The organism is Streptomyces sp. NPDC050732 (assembly GCF_040654255.1).
Classification (GTDB): Bacteria; Actinomycetota; Actinomycetes; order Streptomycetales; family Streptomycetaceae; genus Streptomyces.
The window spans coordinates 16,491-40,833 of record NZ_JBFAHP010000038.1; the positions used below are offsets into that span (position 1 = coordinate 16,491).

Here is a 24,343-nt window from a genome sequence, read left to right on the forward strand (position 1 = left end):
GGCGCCGGGGCTTACGCTCTCGGCACGATCTGACTGACCGTCAGCTCTGCCGTACCGGGCCGGGAGGGGATCGCATGAGGACGTCGGAGGACGACACCGCGTACGAACTGGGCGCGTCCCGCACTCTCTGGGAGCTGATCGCGCGCCGCGCCGACCTCACCCCCGAGCGGCCCGTCCTCATCCAGGCCGCGGCCCATCCCGCGGACGACCGCACGCTCACCTTCGGTGAGCTGCGGGACCGTGCCGAGCACGTCGCCGCTGGCCTGTACGAGAGGGGGGTGCGGCCCGGCACGGTCGTCGCCTGGCAGCTGCCGACCCGTATCGAGACGGCCCTGCTGTCGTTCGCGCTCGCCCGCCTCGGCGCCGTCCAGTCGCCCGTCATCCCCTTCCACCGGGACCGCGAAGTCGGCTTCGCGCTGCGGGAGTCGAAGGCGGAGTTCTTCGCCGTGCCGGGGGTCTGGCGCGGCCACGACCACATGGAGATGGCGTACCGGCTCGGCGCGGGGCGCGACTTCGAGGTGTTCGATGCGTACGCGTCGCTGCCCGAGGCCGACCCGGCGGTCCTGCCCCCGCCGCCCTCCGACGGCACGTCGGTGCGCTGGATCTACTGGACGTCGGGCACCACGTCCGACCCCAAGGGCGTGCTGCACACGGACCGGTCCCTGATCGCGGGCGGCTCGTGCCTGGCCCACGCGCTGCGGCTGCGGGCGTCGGACGTCGGCTCGATGGCGTTTCCCTTCGCCCACATCGCGGGCCCCGACTACACCGTGATGCTGCTGCTCTACGGTTTCCCCGCGGTGATGTTCGAGCACTTCGCGCTGCCCGCCTCGCTCGACGGCTACCGGCGGCACGGTGTGACCGTGGCGGGCGGGTCGACGGCCTTCTACTCGATGTTCCTCACCGAGCAACGCCAACTGCCCGAGGGGCAGAAGGTCATCCCGACCCTGCGCCTCCTCGCGGGCGGCGGGGCGCCCAAGCCGCCGGAGATCTATCACGCCGTCGTACGCGAGATGGGCTGCCAGCTCACGCACGGGTACGGCATGACCGAGGTGCCGATGATCACCATGGGCGCTCCGGACGACACCGCGGAGAACCTCGCGACGACCGAGGGGCGGCCCCCGGAGGGCATGGAGATCCGCATCACGGACGCGGAGGGCAACGAACTGCCGCCCGGCACGGACGGCGAGGTGCGGCTGCGCGGCGAGGCCGTCTGCCAGGGCTATGTGGACCCGGCGCAGAGCGCGGACGTCTTCGACGCCGACGGGTTCCTGATCACCGGGGACCTCGGCCACCTCAGGAAGACGGGCCATCTGGTCCTCACCGGGCGCGCGAAGGACGTCATCATCCGCAAGGGGGAGAACATCTCCGCCAAGGAGATCGAGGATCTGCTCCACCAGCATCCGGCCGTGGGCGAAGCCGCGGTCGTCGGGCTGCCCGACCCGGAGCGCGGCGAACGGGTCTGCGCGGTGGTCGAACAGCGCGCGGGGACCGGCGTGCTGACGCTGGAGGCGGTCACCGCGTACCTGCGCGGGGAAGGCCTCGCCACCTACAAGCTGCCGGAACAGCTGGAGGTGGTCGAGGCGCTTCCCCGCAACGAGACGCTGCGCAAGGTGCTCAAGTACAAGCTGCGGGAGCGCTTTTCCCCGGCCTGACGCCTACTCGGACACCTGGCGGCGGGTGCTACTCGGGCACAGTGAAGTACTGGGCGAAGGCCGTCACGATCTCCTCCTCCGAGACCCGGCCGTCCCGGTCCACGTCCAGGGCCGCGGCGACACCCTCGGCGACGTCCTCGGGCACGCCGAGCGCCTTGAGGGCGCGCTTGGCCTCCACGGGCGTCACCGCGGCGTCCGCGTCACCGTCGGCGACGTCGATCGCCGCGTGCAGGAACGGCCGGGCGATCTCGGCGAACCGGTCCGGGTTGTCCCGCAGCCGCTTCACCGCGCCGCCCACGAACTCGTCGCGGGTGATCCGCTGGTCGCCGTCGCGGTCCGCGATCCCGGCCATGCCCTGCCAGAACGCTTCGGCTCCGATGTAGAGGGCCTGCCCCTTCTCGGACCGCGCCGTCGCGCCGAACTCCGCGCACAGGGCCGCCGCCGCCGTACTGAAGTCCTCACGGGAGATGTAGCCGTTGCCGTCCTGGTCGAAGGTGGCGAACCGGGCCGCGATCCTACGCTCGTACTCGGCACTGTCCATGATCTTCGGGCCGCCTCACTTCCGCGGTTGGATACTTGCTCGGGGTGGTTCTCCCCGGCTGCGAGCGTACGTGGTCGACGGCCGCCCGGAGGCGGGAAAGCGGAGCTGTTCCGCGGGCAGTTGCTGCGGCCGGGAGCCGTCCTAGGCGGAGAGCGGTGCCGCGCCGTCGTCCAGGGCCGCGGGCACGTCCGGGAAGACCTCGAAGAGCCTGCGGACGCCGAGCGCCGCGAGGACCCGGTTGACGTGCGAGCCGTCCTCGGCGCCCTGGGCGGGCAGTATCAGCCGCAGCCGGCCCTGGAAGGAACGGATCAGCCGTCGTGTGGCGATCAGCACACCGACGCCGCTGGAGTCGCAGAACAGTACTTCGGAGAGGTCGAGCACGATACGGCGGCGGCCGTCGGCCACGGCGTCGTGCACGCGCTGGCGCAGCACGGGCGAGGTCAGCAGGTCCATCTCACCGGAGACGCACAGCACGGCCCAGCCTGCCTGCTCGCTCACTGTCACCTTGAGCGTCACGCGCCACGCCTCTCGCTCGCCCTCGCCTGCCCCGCCGTTGCGGAGAGATCCGGAAGCAGTCCTTACGTTTCGTTCAGCTTCGGCTGCCCCATCGCTGCCTCCATGAAACACCAGCAGGCCACCGTCAATATCATCCGGCCTCCGCCGGAGTGCGGGCTTTGCCGCAATCGAGAGTGTCCTGTCAGCGGCGCCGACTACATTCGTGGGAGAGGGACAGCAGCATGAGCGAAGAACTCGAAGTACCGTTCGAGTAGCGAGAACAACGGGCAAGCGCACGAGGGGGCCGCATGCCGAAGGACGCGCCGCGGCGCTGGGACCGCCGGATGCAACAGCGGCTCGCGCACGGAGAAGCCGCCGCGCTGGGAGAGCTCTACGACCGCTTCGCCTCGCTCGTGCACGGCCTCGCGCACCGCGTCCTCGGCGACGTGAGCGCCGCCGACCGCGTCACCCGCGAGGTCTTCGGCCACGTCTGGGAGAACCCCGACGCGTACGACCCGCGCCAGGGCCCCCTCCGCTCCTGGATCGCCACGCTCGCCCACCAGCAGGCCGTCCGCAGGCTCCGCCAGACCGAGTCCGCCGCACTCGCCCGCGGCGGCGAGGGCACCACGGAGGACCTGGAGCGCAAGGTCCGCCGCGCCTCCGCCGCGGCCCGCGCGGACTACATCGTGACGGCCATGCCCACCCCGCTGCGGGCCGCCCTTGAGCTCGCCTACTTCCAGCGCCGTGACTACCGCCAGACGGCGGCCGACCTCGGCGTCACCGAGGACGAGGCCCGCCGCAGGCTCCGCCTCGGCCTGCAGCTCCTCGCCACGGCCAACGACACCCCCGCTCCCTCCACCGGCCTGCCCCACGACACCTCGCCCGGCCCCGGAGCCGCGCTGTGACCGGCGCCGACCGCCCCGAGCCGCTCGACGGGCCCGACGGCACCGGACCCGACCGCCCCGACCGCCCCGACGGCACCGCGCCGCGCATACCGACACCGCGCGCCTCCATAGAGGACACCGGACAGGCCTTGCCCGACCTGCCGGAGCCGCCGCCTGCGCCCGCGCCGCTCGTCCTGGAGCACCGCGTCCTGAAGTCCCTGCTCGGCGCCTGGGCGCTCGCCGCCTGCTCCGCGGAGGAGGCCATCGCCGTCGAGGAGCACCTGGGCGGCTGCGGCCCTTGCGCGGAAGAGGCGCTGCGGCTGCGTGACGCGGTCGGCCTGCTCCACCCCGAGGAGAGCCTCGACCTCGACCCGGGCCTGCGCACCCGCGTCCTGGAGAGCTGCCTCGGCCGCCGCCCGCCCCGCATCCCGGTGCCCGAGTGGGCCGTTCCGTACGACGCGGAGACCGCCCGCCTCGACGCCCTCCTCCAGGACATCGGCGACGCGGAGTGGCACGCCCCCGTGCGGCTCCGCTGGTTCGAGGAGGAGGGCCCGGCCAGCAGGAAGACCACCGTGGCCGGGGTCATCGCGCACCTCCTCGCGGTCGACGGCATGGTCGGGCTCGCCCTCGGCCTCGACGACCCGCTCGGCCCCGAGGCCGGCGTCCCGCTGGACCCGGCCCACCGCACCGAGGCGTACTGGCGCGCTTCGTACTTCCCGCCCACACGCGCGGTGCGCACCCCCTGGCGCGACCAGACGCACGAGCTGGTCCGCACGGTGTCGTTCGCGGGCGGCGGTTCGGGCCGGCTCCCTGTGCCGTACGGGACGGTGGCCGCCCCGGACAGCGGCGCCGGTCCCGGACCGCGGCAGACCGTCGAGCTGCCGCTGCGCGACTCGATGGTCGACCGCGCCTTCGAGTGCTGGATCCACGCGGGCGACATCGCCGACGCCGTCGACTATCCGTACGCGCCGCCCGCGCCCCGGCACCTCCACCGCATGATCGACCTCGCGGCCCGGATGCTCCCCGGCACGCTCGCCGAGCGCCGCCGCTCCGGGCTCGCGACGCCGCCCCGCCAGCTCGTCGCGGCGGGCGCGCCGGGCCGCAGTCTGCGCCTGGAGATCGAGGGGCTCGGCGGCGGCGAGTGGCTCATCCCGCTCGACTCCCCCGCGGCGACCGGGTCGCGGGAGCACGAGGTGGCCCATGTGGCGCTGGACGGCGTCGAGTTCTGTCGGCTCGCGGCGGGCCACGTCTCGCCGGAGGAGGCGGCCGCCGGCCAGGACGGCGACCGCGAGGCGATCCGCGACGTACTGTTCGCGGCGGCCTCACTGAGCCGGATGTAGCGCGGCCGGACAGGAAGGGTTACGCGAAGACCACCGTGCGGCGGCCGTTCAGGAGGATCCTGCGCTCGGCGTGCCACTTCACGGCCCGCGCAAGCGCCTGGCACTCCACGTCACGGCCGACCGCGACCAGCTGGTCGGGGGTGACGTCGTGGCCGACGCGCTCGACCTCCTGCTCGATGATCGGCCCCTCGTCGAGGTCGGCCGTCACATAGTGCGCGGTCGCGCCGATCAGCTTCACACCGCGGGCGTGCGCCTGGTGGTAGGGCTTCGCGCCCTTGAAGCTCGGCAGGAAGGAGTGGTGGATGTTGATGATCCGCCCGCTGAGCTCCTTGCACAGGTCGTCCGAGAGGACCTGCATGTAGCGGGCGAGGACGACCAGTTCCACGTTCTCCGCGCGCACGATCTCCAGGAGCCGCGCCTCGGCCTGCGGCTTGGTGTCCCTGGTCACCGAGATGTGGTGGAAGGGGACGCCGTACGAGGCGACGAGCTCGGAGAAATCCGTGTGGTTGGAGACGACCGCGGCGATCTCCACCGGCAGCGCGCCGATCCGGGAGCGGAACAGCAGGTCGTTCAGGCAGTGGCCGAACTTGGACACGAGCAGGACCACCCGCATCCTGTCCTCGGCGCGGTGGATCTGCCAGTCCATGTGGAAGGAGTCGCCGATCGCGGCGAAGCTCGCCCGCAGCTTGTCGACGGTCACCGGGGCCTCGGCCGAGAAGTGCACGCGCATGAAGAACAGACCGGTGTCGTGGTCGCCGAACTGCTGGCTGTCCTCGATGTTGCAGCCGGTCATGAAGAGATAGCTCGACACGGCGTGCACGATGCCCTGCTTGTCGGGGCAGGAGAGGGTGAGGACGTACTGCTCAGCGGGGGCGGCGGGCGCGGTGGACTGCTCGTTCATGCGGCCAAGGTTCCCACAGCGGGGACCGCGGACGGCAATCGTCCCGCGGGTCGGACCGTGTCGCCCCGGGAGCGTGGAGAGGACCGTCAGGCGGACCGCGTCATGATCCGCAGCACTTCGAGCGTCTGCGGCGGTACGTCCGGGTCGTCCCCGTCGCCCGCCGCGAGCCGGACGTGCGCGTCGCGCGCGGCACGGACCGCCTCGGGCCAGCCGGGGTGCTCCAGATAGACGGAGACCAGCGCGTCGGGCCCGACCTCGTGCATGATCCGCAGGACCCGCAGCACGGCCGTGTCGACGAGGGCCGCCTCCTGCGGGTCGCGGAAGATCGTGCCGACGTACTTCTCGGCGGACCAGTTGTCCAGCCACGTGTCCTCGACCAGCCGGTACACGGCGTCGGTCACATCCCCGTACTCGTCACGCCCCGCGAGCCAGCACTCCCGCTGGAACGCGGGGTCGGAGAGCATGTGCAGCGCGGAGCGCACATTGCTGCGCCAGCGCCACCACGGCATGTCGTTGGTCGGCATGCCACCCATGGTGCTGGAGCGACGGCCGCGACGGGAAGACTTCTCCGAACCTTGCACGGTCATGGATCGTACGTTCCCACCGCGCGCACGCGAACCGGACCCCGCCCGTTCACCTTCATGTCACTGTCCGTTGAGAACGCGTCACTCCACGGTTGGCCACGTCACGGAATCGTGCAGGGACATGACCGGCTGGCGACGCACCTTCCTCCCCCGCCCCTCCCGAACCGCAGCACTCTCGGCGGCCGCTGTGGCGGCGTGTACGTCCCTGATATCCGGCTGCGGGGTCATCCCCGGAACCACGGGGGGTTCCGGGGACGACCCCATCACCGTCATGACGTGGGCCCCCGAGAAGACCAAGGCCACCAACAAGCCCGGCGTCCCCGCCATGGCGCAGGCCTACGCCCGCTGGGTCAACGCCCACGGCGGCCTCGGCGGCCGCGAGCTGAAGGTCCTCACCTGCAACGACCACAACGACTCGGTGGGCGCCGCGAACTGCGCGCGCGAGGCCGTCGAGAACGACGTGGTGGCGGTCGTCGGCGCGTACAGCCAGCACGGCCGCTCCTTCCTCGGCCCGCTGGAGGTCGCGGGCATCCCCTACATCGGCGGCTACGGCATCACCGACGACGAATTCAGCAGCCCGCTCTCGTACCCCGTCAACGGCGGCGAGCCCGCCCTCCTCGCGGGCAACGGCCGGCAGCTCGCCGCCCGCTGCGAACGCGTCTCCCTCGTCCGCCCCGACACCCTCGCCGGCGACGAGCTGCCCAAGCTCCTCAACCAGGGCCTCGCCGACGGCCACCACAAGCCCGTCTCGGACATCCGCGCGCCCGAGGACGGCACCGACCTCACTCCGCAGGCCGAGCGCGCCCTGAAGGACGCGGGCGCCTCCGACGGCTGTGTGACCGCCGCGCTCGGGGCGCGCACGGACACCTTCTACGACTCGTTCCGGCGCACCAAGGACGACTATCCGCCGGTACGGATCTCCTCGGTCCTCGGCAGCGTCGACCAGTCCCTCATCGACCGCACCGGCGGCGCGAACGGTCCCTACGAGGGGGCGTACGTCACCGGCTGGTACCCGGCGGCGGGCGACGCCAGGTGGGACCGGATGCGGGACGTCATCCGCGAGCAGGCGTTCGGCGACAACCGGGTCGACCCGGCGGACGCGGGCGTCCAGACGACGTGGATCGCGTACACCGTCCTGAAGCAGGCCGTCGAGTCGCTCGACGGCGAAGAGGTGACGTCCCGCACGCTGCGCCGCGCCCTCGACGGTGGCCTGCGCGTCGAGACGGGCGGCCTCACCCCGCCGCTGAGCTGGCGCTTCGAGGACCTGCTCGCCGCCAGCGAGTACCCGCGCCTGATCAACTCGGGCGTCACGTTCCAGGTGGTGCGGGACGGGCGGCTCGTCCCGGCCCGCGAGGGCTTCGTGAACGTGGAGAAGACACTGGAGCAGACGGCTTAGCGGGTACTCGACGCGCTAGAGCTGGGTCTTGGTGCGCTCGGTCAGGCCGTACTTCCGCGCGATGGCGTTCCAGTGGTTGGCGGCCTGCTCCTTGGCCGTCGTCGCCGCGCCGCTCTGCCGGTTGCCCGCCACGGTCTGCGAGGTGTTGCGGGCGTGGCCCTTCCTGCAGCCCTTCTTGCCCGCCACCTGGTCCGCCCACGCGGCGTAGTGGTTGTCCGCCGCGGCGGACGCCTTCCACGCCCTGTTGAGGGAGGCGGTCAGCTGGTCGTTGGCCGGGAGTTTGTCGACCTTCAGGGCGGCGAGCCGGGTGACGAGCCCGTTCCGCTGCCGGGCCGCGCCGCGCAGGTCCTTCGCCGACTGGCTGAGGTTCTGGCACTTTCCTACGTTGCGTACGGCGGCGATGACCGTGTCACGGCTGTCGTTGCTGTCGGCGAGCAGCTTGTCCAGGGCGACGGCCTGGTCCTTGGCGGGGTCGGCGGTGGGCGAGGGCCGCTCGTCGGGTTCGGCGGAGGCGGAGACGGGCTTGCCGTCGTCGCTCTTCTCCTCGTCCCCACCACCGGAGCTGAGCAGCGCGCCCGCGCCGACGCCGAGCAGGGCGATGCCGACGCCGACGGCGGCGATCAGCGGCACCTTCGATCCGGTGCGGTTGCGGCGGCCGCCGGCCGCGGGTGCGGGTGGGGGCGGGGGCCCCTGCGCCTCGACGCGGGGCATCTGCTGAGTGGAAGCGGGACCTTCGGCCCCGGCCTCGGCCTCGGTACGGAAGAGGCTGTCGAACTCGGCGGGCGGCTGCCGGTCGCCGGGGGCGCCGGGCCGGATGCCGTACGGGGCGGCGGCCGGCTCGGGCGGCGCGCCATCGGCCGGGACGGGCGCGATGAACTGGGTGGGATCACTGTCGGACGCGGCGGCCGGGGTGCGACCGAGGAACTGCGTGGCATCGGCGGCGGGAGCCTCGGGCGGCAGCGCACCGGGCCCCACCGGGGGTATGTACTGCGTGGCCCCCTCGTCCTGCACGGGGGGTATGTACTGCGTCGCCTCACTGTCGGAGGGCGCCCCCGGCGCGGCGACGGGCGGCAACGGCATGCTCTGCGGTGCGGGGGTGACGGGGGGCAACGGCTGAGCCCCCTGAGGCGCAGCATGCGCCCCATGCCCCCGCCGCAACGCACCTGCCCCACCATGCCCCTGCCCCTGGCCCTGCCCCGGCTGCCCCGGCGCGGCATGCGCACCGTGTCTCCCCTGCGAGGCCTCCCCCTCCCGAGGCGCCCCCTCTCGCCCTCCGTGCGCCGCCTGCGCCCTGTGCGCGCCCTGCCCCGCCCCGGCCCCGTACGCCGCCCCACTCTGCTCCCCGTACGGCCCCGCCTGACCGCTGTAGCCGGACCGAGACGCACCGGTCCCCGGCTGCGCGACACCGGTCCCCGGCTGCGGGTAGCCGTACCCGGGCTGCGGGGCACTCTGGCCCTGCTGCGGGTAGCCGTACCCGGGCTGGGGACCGCCCTGACCCGCCTGCGGGTAGCCGTACCCGGGCTGCGAAGCGCCCTGGTTCGTCGGCGGGGCGCCGGGTCCTGACTGGGGAGTGCCCGGGCTCGCCAGCTGGGCGCCGGGCCCTGACTGCGCGGCACCGGATCCCGACTGCTGGACGCCGTATCCGGGCTGTGCGGCGCCGGGCCCCGGCTGCTGGGCGCGGTGGCCGGCCTGTGAGGCGCTGGAACCCGTCTGCGGGGTGCCGTGACCCGCCTGGTGGGGGCCCTGGCCCGACTGCGGGTAGCCGTACCCCGACCCCTGGGGGCCCTGGCCGGACTGCGAGGCGCCAGGCCCGGCCTGCTGCGTTCCGTACCCGGCCTGCGCGGCGCCGGGCCCCGACTGCTGGGGGCCCTGACCCGCCTGCGGGTAGCCGTACCCGGCGTGCGCGGCGCTGGGCCCCGACTGCTGGGCGCCGTAGCCGGACTGCGAGGCACTGGGTCCCGCCTGCGGAGTACCGGGCCCCGCCTGCTGGGGCCCCTCCCCCTGCTGCGGGTAGCCGTATCCCGGCCCCTGGGGGCCCTGGCCGGACTGCGAGGCGCCGGGCCCCTGCTGCGGCACGGCCTGTCCCGTTCGTGAAGCATCCGCTCCCAGCTGCGGGTAGCCGTACCCCGGCTGTGGAGTGCCCGGACCCGACTGCTGCGTGCCGTAGCCCGGCTGCGAAGCGCCCTGGCCCGCATGCTGGGCGCCATAGCCCGGCTGCGCGGCACCGGACCCCGGCTGGGGCATGGCCTGCCCGGCCCGCGAGGCATCAGCCCCCGACTGCGGGGTGCCCGGACCCGACTGCTGGGCGCCATAGCCCGGCTGCGAAGCGCCCTGGCCCGCATGCTGGGCGCCATAGCCGGCCTGTGAGGTGCCAGGCCCCGGCTGCGGCATGGCCTGCCCGGCCCGCGAGACATCAGCCCCAGGCTGCGGGTAGCCGTACCCCGGCTGCGAAGCGCTCGGGCCTGCCTGCGGGTAGCCGTAACCGGGCTGCGGGGCCCCCGGGCCCTGCTGCGGGTAGCCGTAGCCGGGCTGCGGAGTGGTCGGGGCCACCTGTGAGGGGGCGTAACCCTGTTGCTGGCCGGCGTATGAGGCGTCGTGTGTGGGGGTGGTCTCCGGGGGGAGGGGCTGGGCCGGGGGGGTGGGGGTTTCGGGGCCCCAGGGGTGGCCCCAGGGGGTGCCCTCCGGCGGGGCGCTGTGGCGGCCGGTGGTGGGGAACAGCGGCTCGCCGCCGTCCGCGGGCAGCACGACGCCCTCGTGGGCGGGCCGCTGCTGCGGATCGGAAGAAGCAGCGCCCTGACCGCTCTGCTGCGTCACCGGGACTCCTACACCTGGGGGGACCTACGGAACCGTCGGGTCACGCTACCGGGTCGCCACATCCCTCTGCCACGCAGCTCAGAACGCCGCCCTCCGCTCGACGTCGGCTGTAACAAAACCTCCCGCCCCGGCGCTGTTCAGGGGCGCGCCGCGCCGGATCACGCCGCCTGGACGTCGACGCGTGCCCCGAACTCCCGTACCACCGGCTCCTCCCGGTAGGGCTCAAGGCGGTCCTGGAAGTCCTCCAGGTACTCCGCGCCGCGGTTGGACCGCAGCGTGCCGAGGAGTTCGACGGCCTTCAGGCCCGTGTGGCAGGCCTGTTCCACCTCGCGCCGCTGCACCTGTGCCGTGGCGAGGAGGACGAGGCCGATCGCACGACGGCGCGCCCGTGTCTCCGGGTGCCCGTCCAGGGACTCCTGGGCGCTGCGCGCCGCCGCGTCCGCCTGGCCCAAGTCCCGGTGACAATGCGCCATTTCATCGGCCAGATATGCGTGGTCGAAGTGCCGGATCCACACCGGGTCGTCACCGGAGTCGGCGGTGCTGCCGGACGCGCGGTCCATCGCATCGGTCGCCCGCCCCGCCACGACCTGCGTGGCCCGCGCGTCGCCGAGCAGCGCGTGCCCGCGCGCCTCGGCGGCGTAGAACATCGCCTCCGCGCGGGGCGTGACCCTGCCGCGCGTCCCCTCCTGTGCGGCCCGCGCCAACTGCGCGATCTCGCGCGGGTTCCCGAGCTGCGCGGCGAGGTGGCTCATCGACGCCGCGAGGACGTACCCGCCGTATCCGCGGTCGCCCGCCGCCTGGGCCAGGCGGAGCGCCTGGATGTAGTAGCGCTGGGCGAGGCCCGGCTGGCCCGTGTCGACGGCCATGTACCCGGCGAGCTCCGTCAAGCGGGCCACCGCGGCGAACAGTTCGCGTCCCACCGCCTCCCGGTAGGAGCCCGCGAGGAGTCCGGAGACCACGGAGTTGAGGTAGTGGACGACGACCGGCCGCACGTGGCCGCTGCCGAACTGGTGGTCCAGCTGGGTCAGCGCCTCCGTCATCGCCTTGACCGCGGCCACGTCCGCCATGCCGACGCGCGGCCCGGCGGCCCTGCCGACCTGCGAGTCGGGCGACGAGATCAGCCAGTCGCGGCTGGGCTCGACGAGCGCGGACGCGGCCACGGACGACCCGGAGAGGAAGTCCCTGCGGCCCACGTCGCTGCGCCACAGCTCGCAGACCTGCTCGATGGCGCCGAGAACGGTCGGCGAGAACTGCAGCCCCACGCCGGAGGCGAGGTTCTTGCCGTTCGCCATGCCGATCTCGTCGATGGTGACGGTGCGGCCCAGCTTGCGGCCGAGTGCTTCGGCGATGATGCCGGGCGCCCGGCCGCGCGGCTGCTGCCCGCGCAGCCAGCGGGCCACCGACGTCTTGTCGTAACGCAGGTCGAGACCGTGTTCCGCACCGCACATGTTGACCCTGCGGGCCAGTCCGGCGTTGGAGCAGCCGGCTTCCTGGATGAGCGCCTGCAGCCTTTCGTTGGGCTGTCGCGCGACGAGCGGCCTTGCGGCCATGGCGTACCCCCTTGTGCACCGTGGACCATCGGATCGGTCGGCCTCGGTGGGCCGCCTCACGATGATCAATGCCCTTGAGGCAAGGCGAAGATGCGCCACAAAAGAAGCAAAAGAAGGCATAAAGAACTATAAGAACTACAAATGCTTCTCCGAGGCGTTCTCTGACTGCCCGTGACCTGGTTACCCGCACCCGGGAGCCATTCCTCCTGCGCGCCCCCACCCATGCACCCATGCGCCCCAGCCGCAGGATCGATGCTCCTCCCCCGCCCGCGCGTGCGCCCGTAACCCGCGGTGGCACCGGGAGTTGAGACCTCCGTGGAAGAGACCATCGGAGTCACGTCAGCCGCGCAGATCCCGAAGCAGCGCGGAGAAGCCTTGCTGGACACGGCCGTGCGGTACGCGGAGGAGCGTCACTGGGACGTGTTTCCGGGGACCTGGCTGGAGTCCGCCGAAGGGGTCGAGCGGTGCTCGTGCGGGGACGTTCCGTGTGATGCGCCCGGCGCACATCCCGCCCGGGAGGACTGGGCGACCCAGGCCACGGGCAGCGCGACGGTCGCCCGACGGCTCTGGCAGAAGCAGCCCAAGGCGTCGATCCTGCTCCCGACGGGGCGCACGTTCGACGCGATCGACGTGCCCGAGACCGCAGGCTTCCTCGCCCTGGCGCGCATGGAGCGCATGGAGCTCACGCTGGGCCCCGTGACCCGCTCGCCCGACCGCCGCATGCAGTTCTTCGTGCTGCCGGGCGCCACCGCCAAGGTCCCCGACCTGGTCCGCAAGCTGGGCTGGCCGCCGGCCGCCATCGACCTCGTCCCGCTCGGCGAGGGCACCTATGTGGCCGCGCCCCCGACCCGCTTCGGCACCTCGGGCGCGGTCCAGTGGGCCTGCCGCCCCACCGCCGCCAACCGCTGGCTGCCGGACGCCGAGGAGATCATCTCCCCGCTGGCGTACGCGTGCGGCAGGGAAGCGCGCCGCTGAGCGGCCGACCGCCCCCTGTGCCGCCGCCGACGTATCGTGCGGACCACGGCGGAAGCGGTGGAAGCGGCGAAGGGCGGCACGGTGACCGAGGCGGCGGCGGTACGGATCCAGGGGCTCTGGAAGCGGTTCGGCGAGCAGGTCGCGGTGGCCGGCATCGATCTGACCCTGCCCGCGGGCAAGTTCATCGGTCTCGTCGGGCCCAACGGCGCGGGCAAGACCACCACCCTCTCCATGGTCACCGGCCTCCTCAGGCCCGACCACGGCACCGTCGAGGTCGTCGGCCACGACGTGTGGCGCGACCCCGTCGAGGTCAAGGCCCGCATCGGTGTCCTGCCCGAGGGCCTGCGCCTCTTCGAGCGGCTCTCGGGGCGCGAACTCCTCGCGTACACCGGAAGGCTGCGCGGTCTGCCCGGCGCCGAGGTCGACAAGCGCGCCACCCAGCTCCTCGACGTACTCGACCTCGCGGGCGCCCAGCACAAACTCGTCGTCGACTACTCGACCGGCATGCGCAAGAAGACCGGCCTCGCCGCGGCGCTGCTCCACAACCCCGAAGTCCTCTTCCTCGACGAGCCGTTCGAGGGCGTCGACCCCGTCTCCGCCCAGACCATCCGCGGCGTCCTGGAGCGCTACACCGCCTCCGGCGCCACCGTCGTCTTCTCCTCGCACGTCATGGAGCTCGTCGAGTCGCTCTGCGACTGGGTCGCGGTCATGGCCGCGGGCCGCATCCGCGCCCACGGCACCCTCGCGGAGGTGCGGGGCGAGGCACCCTCACTGCAACAGGCCTTCCTCGAACTCGTCGGCGCGAACAGCCGCGACGCGAGCTCCGACCTCGACTGGCTGGGCGGCGGCCTCCGATGACGGCACCGACCCCGGCGATCACCCCCGTGCTCGTACGCCTCAAGCTGTCCCTCCTGCGCAACGGCCTGCGCCAGTCGGCGGGCCGCCGCGCCGCCTACATCGCGTCCGTCGCCGTCTCGCTCCTCTTCGCCGCGCTCCAGCTGCTCGGCCTCGTCGCCCTGCGCGGCAACGCGCACGCCGCCACCGTCTGCGTCCTGCTAGTCGGCGTCCTCGCCCTCGGCTGGGCCGTCATGCCGCTCTTCTTCCCCAGCGGCGACGAGACGCTCGACCCGATGCGCCTGGTGATGCTGCCGCTGCGCCCCCGTCCCCTCGTCCGGGCCCTCCTGGTGGCGTCCCTCGTCGGCATCGGCCCCCTGTTCACCCTGTGCCTCGCGGCCGGTGCGACGGTCGCCCTCGCCCACGGCGCGGCGGCAGCCGCCACCGGCGTCCTCGCCACCGCCCTCGCCCTCCTCCTCTGCGTGGCGCTGGCCCGCGCGGTCGCCGCCGCCAACATCCGGCTCCTCACCAGCCGCAAGGGGCGCGACCTCGCGGTCCTCAGCGGCCTCGTCATCGCCGTCGGCGCGCAGGCCGTCAACTTCGGGGCGCAGAAGCTCGGTTCGTCCGGCCTCGACACGCTCGACCCGGCGGCGGGCGTCGTGCGCTGGATCCCGCCGGCCGCGGCGCTCGGCGCGGTGGACTCGGTGAGCGGGGGCGCGTACGGGACGGCGGCGGCCCAGCTCGCCCTCTCCGCGGCCGCCCTGCTGGCGCTCCTCGCCCTCTGGCAGCACAGCCTCACCCGCCTGATGACGACACCGGACGGCTCCACGCTCGCCGCGGCGGCCCCCGACAAGGGCACCTCCCGCACCTCCGGCGCCCTCGGCGCGCTGCTCCCCGCGGGCCGCACCGGCACCGTCATGGAGCGCAGCCTCCGCTACGTGTGGCGCGACCCGAAGACCAAGGCGGCCTGGGTGACGTCCCTCGCCATCGGCCTGATCGTGCCGCTCTTCAACGCTCTGCAGGGCACCGGTTCCGTCTACTTCGCGTGCTTCGCGGCGGGGATGCTCGGCATCCTCATGTACAACCAGTTCGGCCAGGACACGTCCGCGTTCTGGATGGTGGCGATGACGATCTCCTCCACGCGCGACGCGTACGTGGAGCTGCGCGGCCGGGCCCTGGCGCTGCTGCTCATCACCCTTCCGTACGCCGCGCTCGTCACCGTCCTCACCACCGCGATGCTCGGCGACTGGCCCGCGCTGCCGGAGGTCCTCGGCCTCTCCTTCGCCCTGCTCGGCGCGATGCTGGCCACGGGCGCGTGGTCCTCGGCCCGCTTCCCCTACTCGATCCCGCAGGAGGGCTACAAGAACGTCGCCCCCGGTCAGGCGGGACTCGCCTGGATCTCCATCTTCGGCGGCATGGTCGCGGCGGCCCTCCTGTGCGCCCCCGTCCTGGCCCTCACGATCTGGCTGCACGCGTCGGGCGCGTCCTCCTGGAGCTGGGTGCTGCTTCCGCTGGGCGCGGCGTACGGCGCGGTGGTGACGGAGCTGGGCACGCGGCTCGCCGCGCCGCGGCTCGCGCGGCACCTGCCGGAGATCCTCACGGCGGTCAGCAGGGGCTGAACGCCCCGGGGGCCTGTGCACGCAGACGACCCGCGAGCCGTGGTTCCTGCCGCCGGGGCGGAGGAAGCCGGCCGGACGTACCGGCGGCTCGCGGGTCGGGTGACCGCTTGGGAATAGGGCCGGCTGCGCGCACATCACACGCGCTGGTCCGGCGCCGAATTCGAGTTGCGACGTCGGGCCGCTAGCCCGCAGTCACCTCACGCGTCCGGTTTCCATACATCTGCCGAACCACCTCCCTTCTCGTGTGCACGCCACCCTAGAAACCGTCCCGGGGGCCGCACAACCGAATTTCCCCGCACGATTTTCCGCACGACTTCCGGGAACTTCCTGTGGGGTGCGTCACGTTCCAGTTGAATGATCTGACATGCGGTACAGGCAGACGGCCTGTAGGGGGTGCCACGTGAGTGCTTCGCGGCAGAGCGGAACCACTGACGAACTGGGTCCTGAAGAACCCGAGCCCGGCGGGGCCGAGTTGCTCGCGGCACTGCTCGACGGGATGGACGCGGCGCTGTGCGCGTTCGACGCCGACGGTGTGGTGACGCACTGGAACCGCGAGGCCGAGCGGATCCTCGGCTGGTCGGCGGCGGAGGCCGTCGGGCGGCGCGGGTTCGCGGGGTGGGCGGTGCGGGCCGCGGACGCCGGGGAGGTCGAGGAGCGGCTGCTGTCCGCGATGGACGCGCCGGGGCGGCAGGTGCACGAGTTCGCGCTCGTGACGAAGGACGGCGGGCGGGTGCTCGTGCGGATGCAGTCGGCGGCCGTGCGGGGCGGAGACGGCAAGCCCTCGGGGGTGTACTGCGCCTTCAGCGAGGTCCACGCGCAGATAGACCTGGAGCGGTCCATCGCGCTCAGCGAGGCCCTCTTCGAGAGCGCCTCGTGGGGCGTGGTCCTTGTCGACGCGGACCTGCGGCCCGCCGTGGTGAACGAACACGCCGCCCGCGCCTTCGGAGTGGGCCCCGCCGCCGTCCTCGGGCGGCCCCTCGCCGATCTGCTCGGGACGGGCGTCGAGGAGCTGGAGAGCGCGCTGACCCATGTACTGGCCGAGGGGACGCCGCCAGCGCCCGCCGAGATGTGGGTGTCGGTGCGGGCCGGGGCCGGTCAGTCCGAAGCCGGGCAGGGCGGCGGGGGTGAGCGGCGCTGCTGGCGCAGCGGCTTCCTGCGGCTGGCGTCGCCGCTCGCGGAGGAGCCCGTGCCGCTCGGCGTCGGCTGGCTCTTCCTCGACGTGACCGAGGCCAAGCAGGCCGAGCAGGAGGCGTCGCAGCTGCGGTTCCGCTCCCAGCAGCTGCACCGGGCGGCGCGGGCCACCGCGGAGTGCGAGAGCCCCATGGAGGCGGCGACGGTCCAGCTCGACTTCGCGCTCGCCGGGTTCGCCGACCACGCCCTGGTGGACCTGGTGGCCGGCGGGGACCCGGTGCGGCTCGTGCGGGTCGCGGCGACGCCCGCGGGGCCGCCTGGACCCTGCCTGCCGGTCGCCACGGCGGGCGTCCCCGTCCGCTACCCCGAAGGGCACCCCGCCCCCCAGTGCGTGGAGCGCACCGGATCGGTGCGGGCCAGCGCGGGGGCGGCGGCCGCGCCGGAGCGGGCGCGGCAGTGGGCGACGGTGCGGCAGTGGCCCGAGGAGTCGGTGCACGCCCTGTGCGTGGTGCTGCGGAGCCGGGGCCGCACGCTGGGCGTACTGACCTTCCTTCGCGGGGCGGCACGCGGCCAGTTCGACCGGGGCGACGCGACGTACGCGGAGAGCGTCGCGTCCCGGGTCGCCGCGTCCCTGGACCTGGCACAGACCCTGGAACCCTGAGCCAGATCAGTGCCGGTAGAAGATCCGGTCTCCGTACTCGCGGAAGACTCGTCCGTTCCAGTCGTGGCCGCCGTCCACGTTCCCCGACCTGAGGAGCGGTGGCTGGATGCCGCGCTCGGCGAGGTTCTCGACGGCCGCGGCGGTCATGGCCTGCATCAGCGCGTTGGTGACGACGCTGGAGGCGGGCCCGAACGGGGCGTCGACCCCGTCGAGGGAGAGCTCCGCGTCGCCGACGCCGATCTTGGAGTCGACCACCACGTCGCAGTGGTCCTTCAGGAAGGTGCCGGAGACGTGCCGCGACCTGGTCTCCGTCGCGTACGCCACCGACGTGACGCCGATGACCTTCAGGCCGAGGGCGCGGGCGTTCATGGCCATCTCGACCGGCAGCGAGTTCCGTCCGGAGAGCGAGACGATCACGAGTACGTCGCCGGGGCGGGCCGGCGAGGAGTCGAGGACGGCGCCCGCGAGGCCGTCGACCCGCTCCAGGGCTGAGCCCAGCGTCGCGGGCATCACGTCGACGCCGACCACTCCGGGCACGGCGAGGAGGTTGACGAGGGCGAGGCCGCCCGCGCGGTAGACGACGTCCTGCGCGGCGAGGGAGGAGTGCCCGGCGCCGAAGGCGAAGAGGCGGCCGCCGGACTCGACCGCGTCGGCGAGCAGCGTGCCCGCCTCCGCCACGTTCCCGGACTCTTCGTCGCGGACCCTCTGGAGCAGTCCGATCGCGGCATCGAAGTACTGACCTGCCGACTTGCTCTCGCTCTTCGAGCTCATTCGCATCACGTTGCGGTCTGGACCAGTGCCCTGTCAACACCGTCGCAGGCCCTCACAGGCCGGTACTGGGCGGGAATTCCACCGGCGCGACACGGTTGTCAGTGGTATGCGTCAGAATTGAGGGCAGGGCCAGCGCACGAGCGAATTCTGAGGGGCACCCATGTCGGGGCTGATTGACACCACTGAGATGTATTTGCGCACCATCCTCGAACTGGAGGAGGAAGGTGTGGTCCCCATGCGCGCCCGGATCGCCGAGCGGCTCGACCAGAGCGGACCGACGGTGAGCCAGACCGTGGCGCGCATGGAGCGCGACGGCCTGGTGGCGGTCGCCAGCGACCGGCACCTGGAGCTCACCGAGGAGGGCCGCCGCCTGGCCACCCGTGTGATGCGCAAGCACCGCCTCGCGGAGTGCCTGCTCGTCGACGTGATCGGGCTGGAGTGGGAGCAGGTGCACGCCGAGGCCTGCCGCTGGGAGCACGTGATGAGCGAGGCGGTGGAGCGCCGCGTCCTTGAGCTCCTCCGCCACCCCACCGAGTCTCCGTACGGGAACCCGATCCCGGGCCTGGAGGAGCTGGGCGAGAAGGACGGCGCGGACCCCTTCCTGGACGAGGGCATGGTCTCCCTCACGGAGCTCGACCCGGGCTCCGAGGGCAAGACGGTCGTGGTCCGCCGCATCGGCGAGCCGATCCAGACGGACGCGCAGCTGATGTACACGCTGCGGCGGGCCGGCGTGCAGCCGGGCTCCGTGGTGAGCGTGACGGAGTCGGCGGGCGGTGTCCTGGTGGGCAGCAGCGGCGAGGCCGCGGAGCTCACCTCGGAGATCGCGTCACACGTCTTCGTCGCCAAGCGCTGAGACCGCCCCCCACCGGGGGTCACTTTCTCCGCTGCGGGACGCCTCCCGGGCCGGGGCACCTTCCCCGCCGTGGGGCGGCTTCCGCTGCGGGGCACCTTCTCCGTCGCGGGGCGCCTTCCGCTGCCGGTCACCTTCCCCGTCGCGGGGCGCCCTCCGCTGCGGGGCCGCGCCCGCTCCGGGGCGCCTTCTCCGTCGCGGGGCGACTCCCGCTGGGGGTCACCTTCTCCGCTGCTAGGCGGCTGCCCCTCCGGGGCACCTTCCCCGTCGCGGGGCGCCTTCCGCTGCGAGGCCGCGCCCGCTGGGGGGGGCACCTTCTCCGCTGCGGGGCGCCTCCCCCGTCGCCGGGCGCCTCCCGCTCCGGGGCACCTCACCCGTCGCGGCGCGCCCTGCGCTGCGGGGCGCCTTCCGCTGCCGGTCACCTTCCCCGTCGCGGGGCGCCCTCCGCTGCGGGGCCGCGGCCGCTCCGGGGCACCTTCTCCGTCGCGGGGCCGCCGCCTCCCGCTGGGGCCACCTTCCCCGTCGTGGGGCGCCTTCCGGCGTGGGGCCGTTCCCGGCGTGGGGGCAACTTCTGTTGTGCGTGAGGTAGTTGACGGGTGCTCACGGACGCCGCGCGATTTTGCGGAGTCCAAGATTCAGTGTGCGGAATCGCAGCGCGCGAGCGTTTTGCGTGCGAGGCTGTCGCGAGAGGCATATGACCTGAGGGCTCTTGACCGTGTCGGTGCCGGGCCCGGCCGGCCGGAGAGGGGGCTGGAGGATGCGCCCGTCCGGTGCGTCTGGTGAGGGCCCCGGCGCTGATGAGCGCCGGGGCCTGTCCTCCCCTGTACTGACCCGGAGCCCCGAGCTCTCAGGGTCATTCCCCTCGGACCGAACTCCCCGAGCGGTCCGCCTCCCGATGAAGATCTCCCCTCGGCCACGCCTGCCAATCCTTGAGCGTGGTCACCCGAAGGTGGGGTGTTATCGGCGAACCGGCCGATTTCGAAAGGGAGTTCGATAGCGTGCGGGGTGTGAAGCAGGGCCAGGCGTGAAACCCGAGCGGGACCGAGGGGGTGCCAGGAACCATGGTGCGGCGCATCGACGTGACGGGCGCAGGTGGCGTACGCCTCGCCGCCTGGGAGTACGCCGACCCTCCCAAGCTCAGGGAGGCCGAGGGAGCGTCCGGCGGAGTGCTGTTGCTGCACGGCCTGATGGGCCGCGCCTCACACTGGGCGGACACCGCCCGCTGGCTCGCCGAGCGCCACCGCGCGGTCGCCCTCGACCAGCGTGGCCACGGCAGGAGCGAGAAGCCCGCCGACGGCCCCTACACCCGCGATGCCTACGTGGACGACGCCGAGGCCGCCCTCGTCCAGCTCGGCCTCGCCCCCGCCGTCCTCATCGGCCACTCCATGGGCGCCCTCACCGCCTGGCAGCTCGCCGCCCGCCGCCCCGACCTCGTCCAGGGCCTCGTCATCTGCGACATGCGGGCCTCCGCGCTCGGGGCCGCGTCCCAGCGCGACTGGGAGGACTGGTTCAAGTCCTGGCCGGTGCCGTTCGCGACGCTCGCCGACGTACGCAAGTGGTTCGGCGAGGACGATCCCTGGGTGGAGCGCCCCAACCCCGCGCGCGGTGAGTTCTTCGCCGAGGTGATGGCCGAGGGCCCGGACGGCTGGCGGCCCGTCTTCGACCGCGCCCAGATGCTCAGCTCCCGCGAGACGTGGGTGCACGACGCGCACTGGGAGGAGCTCATCCAGGTCCGCTGCCCCGCGCTCGTCGTGCGGGGCCAGGACGGCGAGCTCGGCCGGGCCGAGTCCCAGGAGATGGTCCGCGTGCTGCCCCGCGGGGAGTACGCCGAGGTGGCCGACGCGGGGCACCTCGTGCACTACGACCAGCCGGACGCGTGGCGCGCCGCGGTGGAACCGTTCCTGGACGGGGTCCTCACGGGCTGAGGCGTTCCACCCGCCAGCCCCCGCCGTCCTCCGTGCGCACATACCGCAAACGGTCGTGCAGGCGGTCCGTCCTGCCCTGCCAGAACTCCACCGCCCGCGGTGTCACCCGGAAGCCGCCCCAGTGCGGCGGCACCGGGACCTGTTCACCCTCCGGGTAACGGGCCGCCAGATCGGCGTAGGCGCGGTCGAGTTCGGCGCGCGAGGCGAGCACGGAGGACTGCGCGCTGGCCCAGGCGCCGAGCTGGGAGCCGTGCGGGCGGGTACGGAAGTACGCGACCGTCTCCTCGCGCCCGACGCGCTCCGCGGTGCCGGAGACGATCACCTGGCGGGCCACGGCGTGCCAGGGGAAGAGCAGCGAGACGTACGGATTGGCGGCGAGCTCACGGGCCTTGCGGGAGCCGTAGTTGGTGTAGAAGACGAAGCCTCGCTCGTCGAAGCCCTTCAGGAGCACCGTGCGGGAGCTGGGCCGGCCCGCCTCGTCGGCCGTCGAGACGACCATGGCGTTCGGCTCCGGGACGGCGTCCCTGTCGCGTGCCGCCTCCTTGAACCAGAGGGCGAACTGGTCCATGGGCACGGCGGGCAGCTCGGCCTCGGAGAGCCCTCCGGTGACGTACTGCTCACGCATGTCGGCCGGTTCCGGGAGGGGGACACTCGAATCGGTCACCCGGTCATCTTGCCGTACTTGCCGCGCGGCGCGCCGAGGTGACGTGTGGCACTGAGTGCCGCATACCGTCGCCAAAGGTGGCACCAAGGGATATCGTCCTGCTGCCGTATCGGTTGGGTGACCACCAGCCTCACGGGGCATCACCGGGTTACCGTTCCGGACCGCGAGCCATGTCGAATCCATCTTGAGGAGCCGCCTGATGTCCGACTTCGTACCCGGTCTCGAAGGAGTCGTCGCGTTCGAGACGGAGATCGCCGAACCGGACAAGGAAGGCGGCGCGCTCCGCTACCGCGGCGTCGACATCGAGGACCTGGTCGGCCACGTCTCCTTCGGGAACGTGTGGGGCCTGCTCGTCGACGGCGCCTTCAACCCCGGTCTGCCGCCCGCCGAGCCCTTCCCGATCCCGGTGCACTCCGGCGACATCCGCGTCGACGTCCAGTCCGCCCTGGCGATGCTCGCGCCCGTCTGGGGCCTGCGGCCGCTGCTCGACATCAGCGAGGAGCAGGCCCGCGAGGACCTGGCGCGCGCCGCCGTCATGGCCCTCTCGTACGTCGCCCAGTCGGCCCGCGGGCAGGGCCTGCCGATGGTTCCGCAGCGGGAGATCGACAAGGCCGGGACGGTCGTCGAGCGGTTCATGAAGCGGTGGCGCGGGGAGCCCGACCCGAAGCACGTGCAGGCCGTCGACGCGTACTGGACGTCGGCCGCCGAGCACGGCATGAACGCGTCCACGTTCACCGCCCGCGTCATCGCCTCCACCGGCGCGGACGTCGCGGCGGCGCTGAGCGGGGCCGTCGGCGCGATGTCCGGGCCGCTGCACGGCGGTGCCCCGTCCCGGGTCCTCGGCATGATCGAGGAGATCGAGCGCACGGGGGACGCCGTCGCGTACGTGAAGCAGGCCCTGGACAAGGGTGAGCGGCTGATGGGCTTCGGGCACCGGGTGTACCGGGCCGAGGACCCCCGCGCGCGCGTCCTGCGGCGCACCGCCCGTGAGCTGGGGGCGCCCCGCTTCGAGGTCGCGGAGGCCCTGGAGAAGGCGGCCCTCGACGAGCTGCACGCCCGCAGGCCCGACCGGGTCCTCGCCACGAACGTGGAGTTCTGGGCGGCGATCGTCCTCGACTTCGCCGAGGTGCCCGCGCACATGTTCACGTCGATGTTCACGTGCGCGCGGACCGCGGGGTGGTCGGCGCACATCCTTGAGCAGAAGCGGACGGGGCGCCTCGTCCGGCCTTCGGCGCGGTACGTGGGGCCCGGCAGCCGCGCCCCGCAGGCGATCGAGGGCTACGACGAGATCGCTCGCTGACGTCGTCGTGCGCTGACCTCGTCGTGCGCTGACGTCCCGGGGCGCTGCCCCGGACCCCGCTCCTCAATCGCCGGAGAGGCTGATTTCCACCTCGTCCGGCGATGGGGGCGGGCTCGGGGAAGTCTCAGAGCAAAGCCCCCTCCACCAGCACCGTCCACTGCGCCACCACCCTCTCCCTCCTCGCCCCGTCGTCCGTCAGCAGGTTCGCCAGGCCCAGGCCCCGTGCCATGTCCAGGAGGCCCTGGATCGTTTCGCGGACGCCGGGGCGGGACTCGTCGGCGTCGAGGAGTTCCACCGCGATGCGGTGTGTCTCGCGGCCCACGCGGGATTCGAGTTCCGTGACGCGGGAGCCGAGCTGGGGCTCGTTCGACGCGGCCACCCAGAGGTGGAGCGCCGCGCGGAAGAGCGGGCCGGTGTAGAGGTCGACGAGGGCGGCGACGACGGAGGCCCTGTCCTGTGCGGGCAGGGCCCGCAGCGCCGTGGAGCGCTGCTCGGCGACGTACTCGACGGCCGCCGTGAACAGGTCCTCCCGGGTGGGGAAGTGGTGCTGGGCCGCGCCCCGCGAGACGCCCGCCCGCTCGGCGACCACCGAGACCGTGGAGCCCGCCCAGCCGTGTTCGGCGAGGCAGGACACCGCGGCCTCCAGGAGTTTCTGCCGGGTCGCGCGGCTGCGGTCCTGCTTGGGCGCGCGCTCCTGCTTGGGTGCCTGGCCGGCGGCGGTCACAGCACCCATGGGCGCTCCCGTCGTTCGAGGAACGCCGTCATCCCCTCGCGCGCCTCGGCCGAGCCGAAGAGCCGCGCGGACAGGGCCGTGAGGGCGTCCGATTGGTCGTCGAATGCGTCGAGCACCCTAGCCGTGAGCAGCTTCTTCGTCTCGGCCAGGGCGCCCGGCGCCGCCGCTCGGAACCCGTCGAGCATGGTGCCGAGTGCGGTGCCGGCGTCCGTCGCGGCGACCGTGACGAGGCCGATCCGGGCCGCCTCCGCCGCGTCGAAGCGCTCCCCGGTGAGGTAGTAGCGGGACGCGGCGCTCGGGTCGAGGCGGGGCAGCAGGGGCAGGGAGATCACGGCGGGGGCGACGCCGATGTGCACCTCGGTGAACGCGAACGACGCCCCCGGGCCCGCGACCGCCACGTCGCAGGCGCCGAGCAGCCCGAGCCCGCCCGCCCGCACGTGCCCGTCCACCCGCGCGGCGACCGGTTTGGGGAGCGCCACGAGCTGCCGGAGCAGTGCCACGAAGTCCCGCGGGTCGGGCGGCGCCTTCAGGTCGGCGCCCGAGCAGAACGTCGTACCGGTGTGGGTGAGGAGGACCGCGCGCGTGCCGGGGTCCTTGCCGAGGTCGGCGAGCGCCTCGGCCAGGGCGCCCACCACCTCCGCCGAGAGCGCGTTGCGCCGCTCGGGCGCGTCCAGGGTGACGGTGGTGATGCCGCGCACCGGTGAAGAGACGGAAAGACTCACG

At 73.2% G+C, this 24,343-nt stretch carries 21 protein-coding genes; 11 read left to right on the forward strand and 10 right to left on the reverse strand.

What is annotated here, in order from left to right; all coding sequences use genetic code 11:
- The first annotated feature begins 74 nt into the window (after window positions 1-74).
- A complete protein-coding gene (locus tag AB0H82_RS29345) occupies window positions 75-1,652 on the forward strand; it encodes an AMP-binding protein (protein ID WP_362997975.1) in 1,578 nt (525 codons plus the stop codon).
- 28 nt (window positions 1,653-1,680) lie between these two features.
- Here AB0H82_RS29345 and AB0H82_RS29350 read toward each other — a convergent pair whose 3' ends face one another.
- Together AB0H82_RS29350 and AB0H82_RS29355 are read right to left on the reverse strand one after the other, a co-directional pair.
- The gene (locus AB0H82_RS29350) at window positions 1,681-2,193 is read right to left on the reverse strand and encodes an EF-hand domain-containing protein (protein ID WP_362997977.1); all 513 of its coding nucleotides are present in this window, start codon (window positions 2,191-2,193) and stop codon (window positions 1,681-1,683) included.
- A 141-nt stretch (window positions 2,194-2,334) separates the two neighbouring features.
- Window positions 2,335-2,709 (reverse strand): STAS domain-containing protein, encoded by a 375-nt coding sequence (locus AB0H82_RS29355; protein WP_362997979.1) that lies wholly within the window; start codon window positions 2,707-2,709, stop codon window positions 2,335-2,337.
- Between the two features lie 287 nt (window positions 2,710-2,996).
- Between AB0H82_RS29355 and AB0H82_RS29360 the strand changes: the two genes are divergently transcribed.
- A complete protein-coding gene (locus AB0H82_RS29360; protein ID WP_362997981.1) occupies window positions 2,997-3,593 on the forward strand; it encodes a sigma-70 family RNA polymerase sigma factor in 597 nt (198 codons plus the stop codon).
- Entirely contained in the window at window positions 3,590-4,912 is a 1,323-nt protein-coding gene (locus AB0H82_RS29365) for a zf-HC2 domain-containing protein (RefSeq protein ID WP_362997983.1), read from the forward strand. Before AB0H82_RS29360 ends, AB0H82_RS29365 begins: the two co-directional genes overlap by 4 nt.
- Window positions 4,913-4,931: 19 nt before the next feature.
- Here AB0H82_RS29365 and purU read toward each other — a convergent pair whose 3' ends face one another.
- Together purU and AB0H82_RS29375 are read right to left on the reverse strand one after the other, a co-directional pair.
- Window positions 4,932-5,813, reverse strand: a complete 882-nt coding sequence (gene purU / locus AB0H82_RS29370; protein ID WP_362997985.1) for a formyltetrahydrofolate deformylase — start codon at window positions 5,811-5,813, stop codon at window positions 4,932-4,934.
- Between the two features lie 86 nt (window positions 5,814-5,899).
- Window positions 5,900-6,400: a hypothetical protein gene (locus AB0H82_RS29375; RefSeq protein ID WP_362997987.1), complete on the reverse strand. Its 501-nt coding sequence runs from the start codon at window positions 6,398-6,400 to the stop codon at window positions 5,900-5,902.
- A gap of 118 nt (window positions 6,401-6,518) precedes the next feature.
- Between AB0H82_RS29375 and AB0H82_RS29380 the strand changes: the two genes are divergently transcribed.
- Window positions 6,519-7,793 (forward strand): ABC transporter substrate-binding protein, encoded by a 1,275-nt coding sequence (locus AB0H82_RS29380; protein ID WP_362997989.1) that lies wholly within the window; start codon window positions 6,519-6,521, stop codon window positions 7,791-7,793.
- Window positions 7,794-7,808: 15 nt separating this feature from the next.
- On the opposite strand, the gene AB0H82_RS29385 is transcribed toward AB0H82_RS29380, so the two are convergent.
- On the reverse strand, window positions 7,809-10,607 hold the full coding sequence (locus tag AB0H82_RS29385; protein WP_362997991.1) for a hypothetical protein: 2,799 nt from the start codon (window positions 10,605-10,607) through the stop codon (window positions 7,809-7,811).
- Between the two features lie 158 nt (window positions 10,608-10,765).
- The gene (locus AB0H82_RS29390; protein ID WP_362997993.1) at window positions 10,766-12,157 is read right to left on the reverse strand and encodes a transcriptional regulator; all 1,392 of its coding nucleotides are present in this window, start codon (window positions 12,155-12,157) and stop codon (window positions 10,766-10,768) included.
- Between the two features lie 315 nt (window positions 12,158-12,472).
- Between AB0H82_RS29390 and AB0H82_RS29395 the strand changes: the two genes are divergently transcribed.
- The 4 genes from AB0H82_RS29395 to AB0H82_RS29410 all read left to right on the forward strand — a co-directional run bounded on the left by AB0H82_RS29395 (window position 12,473) and on the right by AB0H82_RS29410 (window position 17,377).
- On the forward strand, window positions 12,473-13,132 hold the full coding sequence (locus AB0H82_RS29395) for a bifunctional DNA primase/polymerase (protein WP_362997995.1): 660 nt from the start codon (window positions 12,473-12,475) through the stop codon (window positions 13,130-13,132).
- A gap of 81 nt (window positions 13,133-13,213) precedes the next feature.
- Window positions 13,214-13,990 (forward strand): ABC transporter ATP-binding protein, encoded by a 777-nt coding sequence (locus tag AB0H82_RS29400; protein ID WP_362998084.1) that lies wholly within the window; start codon window positions 13,214-13,216, stop codon window positions 13,988-13,990.
- Window positions 13,987-15,585 (forward strand): transporter, encoded by a 1,599-nt coding sequence (locus tag AB0H82_RS29405; protein ID WP_362997997.1) that lies wholly within the window; start codon window positions 13,987-13,989, stop codon window positions 15,583-15,585. Before AB0H82_RS29400 ends, AB0H82_RS29405 begins: the two co-directional genes overlap by 4 nt.
- A gap of 400 nt (window positions 15,586-15,985) precedes the next feature.
- A complete protein-coding gene (locus AB0H82_RS29410) occupies window positions 15,986-17,377 on the forward strand; it encodes a PAS domain-containing protein (RefSeq protein WP_362997999.1) in 1,392 nt (463 codons plus the stop codon).
- A gap of 6 nt (window positions 17,378-17,383) precedes the next feature.
- On the opposite strand, the gene AB0H82_RS29415 is transcribed toward AB0H82_RS29410, so the two are convergent.
- A complete protein-coding gene (locus tag AB0H82_RS29415; RefSeq protein WP_362998001.1) occupies window positions 17,384-18,148 on the reverse strand; it encodes an SIS domain-containing protein in 765 nt (254 codons plus the stop codon).
- A gap of 160 nt (window positions 18,149-18,308) precedes the next feature.
- On the opposite strand from AB0H82_RS29415, the gene AB0H82_RS29420 reads away from it, so the two are divergent.
- Together AB0H82_RS29420 and AB0H82_RS29425 are read left to right on the forward strand one after the other, a co-directional pair.
- A complete protein-coding gene (locus AB0H82_RS29420; RefSeq protein WP_362998003.1) occupies window positions 18,309-19,001 on the forward strand; it encodes a metal-dependent transcriptional regulator in 693 nt (230 codons plus the stop codon).
- A 1,058-nt stretch (window positions 19,002-20,059) separates the two neighbouring features.
- Entirely contained in the window at window positions 20,060-20,923 is an 864-nt protein-coding gene (locus AB0H82_RS29425; protein WP_362998005.1) for an alpha/beta hydrolase, read from the forward strand.
- Here AB0H82_RS29425 and pdxH read toward each other — a convergent pair.
- Entirely contained in the window at window positions 20,913-21,548 is a 636-nt protein-coding gene (gene pdxH, locus AB0H82_RS29430) for a pyridoxamine 5'-phosphate oxidase (RefSeq protein WP_362998086.1), read from the reverse strand. The genes AB0H82_RS29425 and pdxH overlap by 11 nt on opposite strands.
- Before the next feature lie 238 nt (window positions 21,549-21,786).
- On the opposite strand from pdxH, the gene AB0H82_RS29435 reads away from it, so the two are divergent.
- Window positions 21,787-22,887, forward strand: coding sequence for a citrate synthase 2 (locus AB0H82_RS29435; RefSeq protein ID WP_362998006.1), 1,101 nt, complete (start codon window positions 21,787-21,789; stop codon window positions 22,885-22,887).
- Between the two features lie 124 nt (window positions 22,888-23,011).
- Here the strand turns inward: AB0H82_RS29435 and AB0H82_RS29440 are convergent, their stop codons facing one another.
- Complete coding sequence (locus AB0H82_RS29440) at window positions 23,012-23,620, reverse strand: TetR/AcrR family transcriptional regulator (RefSeq protein WP_362998008.1); 609 nt, start codon at window positions 23,618-23,620, stop codon at window positions 23,012-23,014.
- A complete protein-coding gene (locus AB0H82_RS29445; protein WP_362998010.1) occupies window positions 23,608-24,342 on the reverse strand; it encodes an enoyl-CoA hydratase family protein in 735 nt (244 codons plus the stop codon). Before AB0H82_RS29445 ends, AB0H82_RS29440 begins: the two co-directional genes overlap by 13 nt.
- Between the last annotated feature and the right edge of the window lies 1 nt (window position 24,343).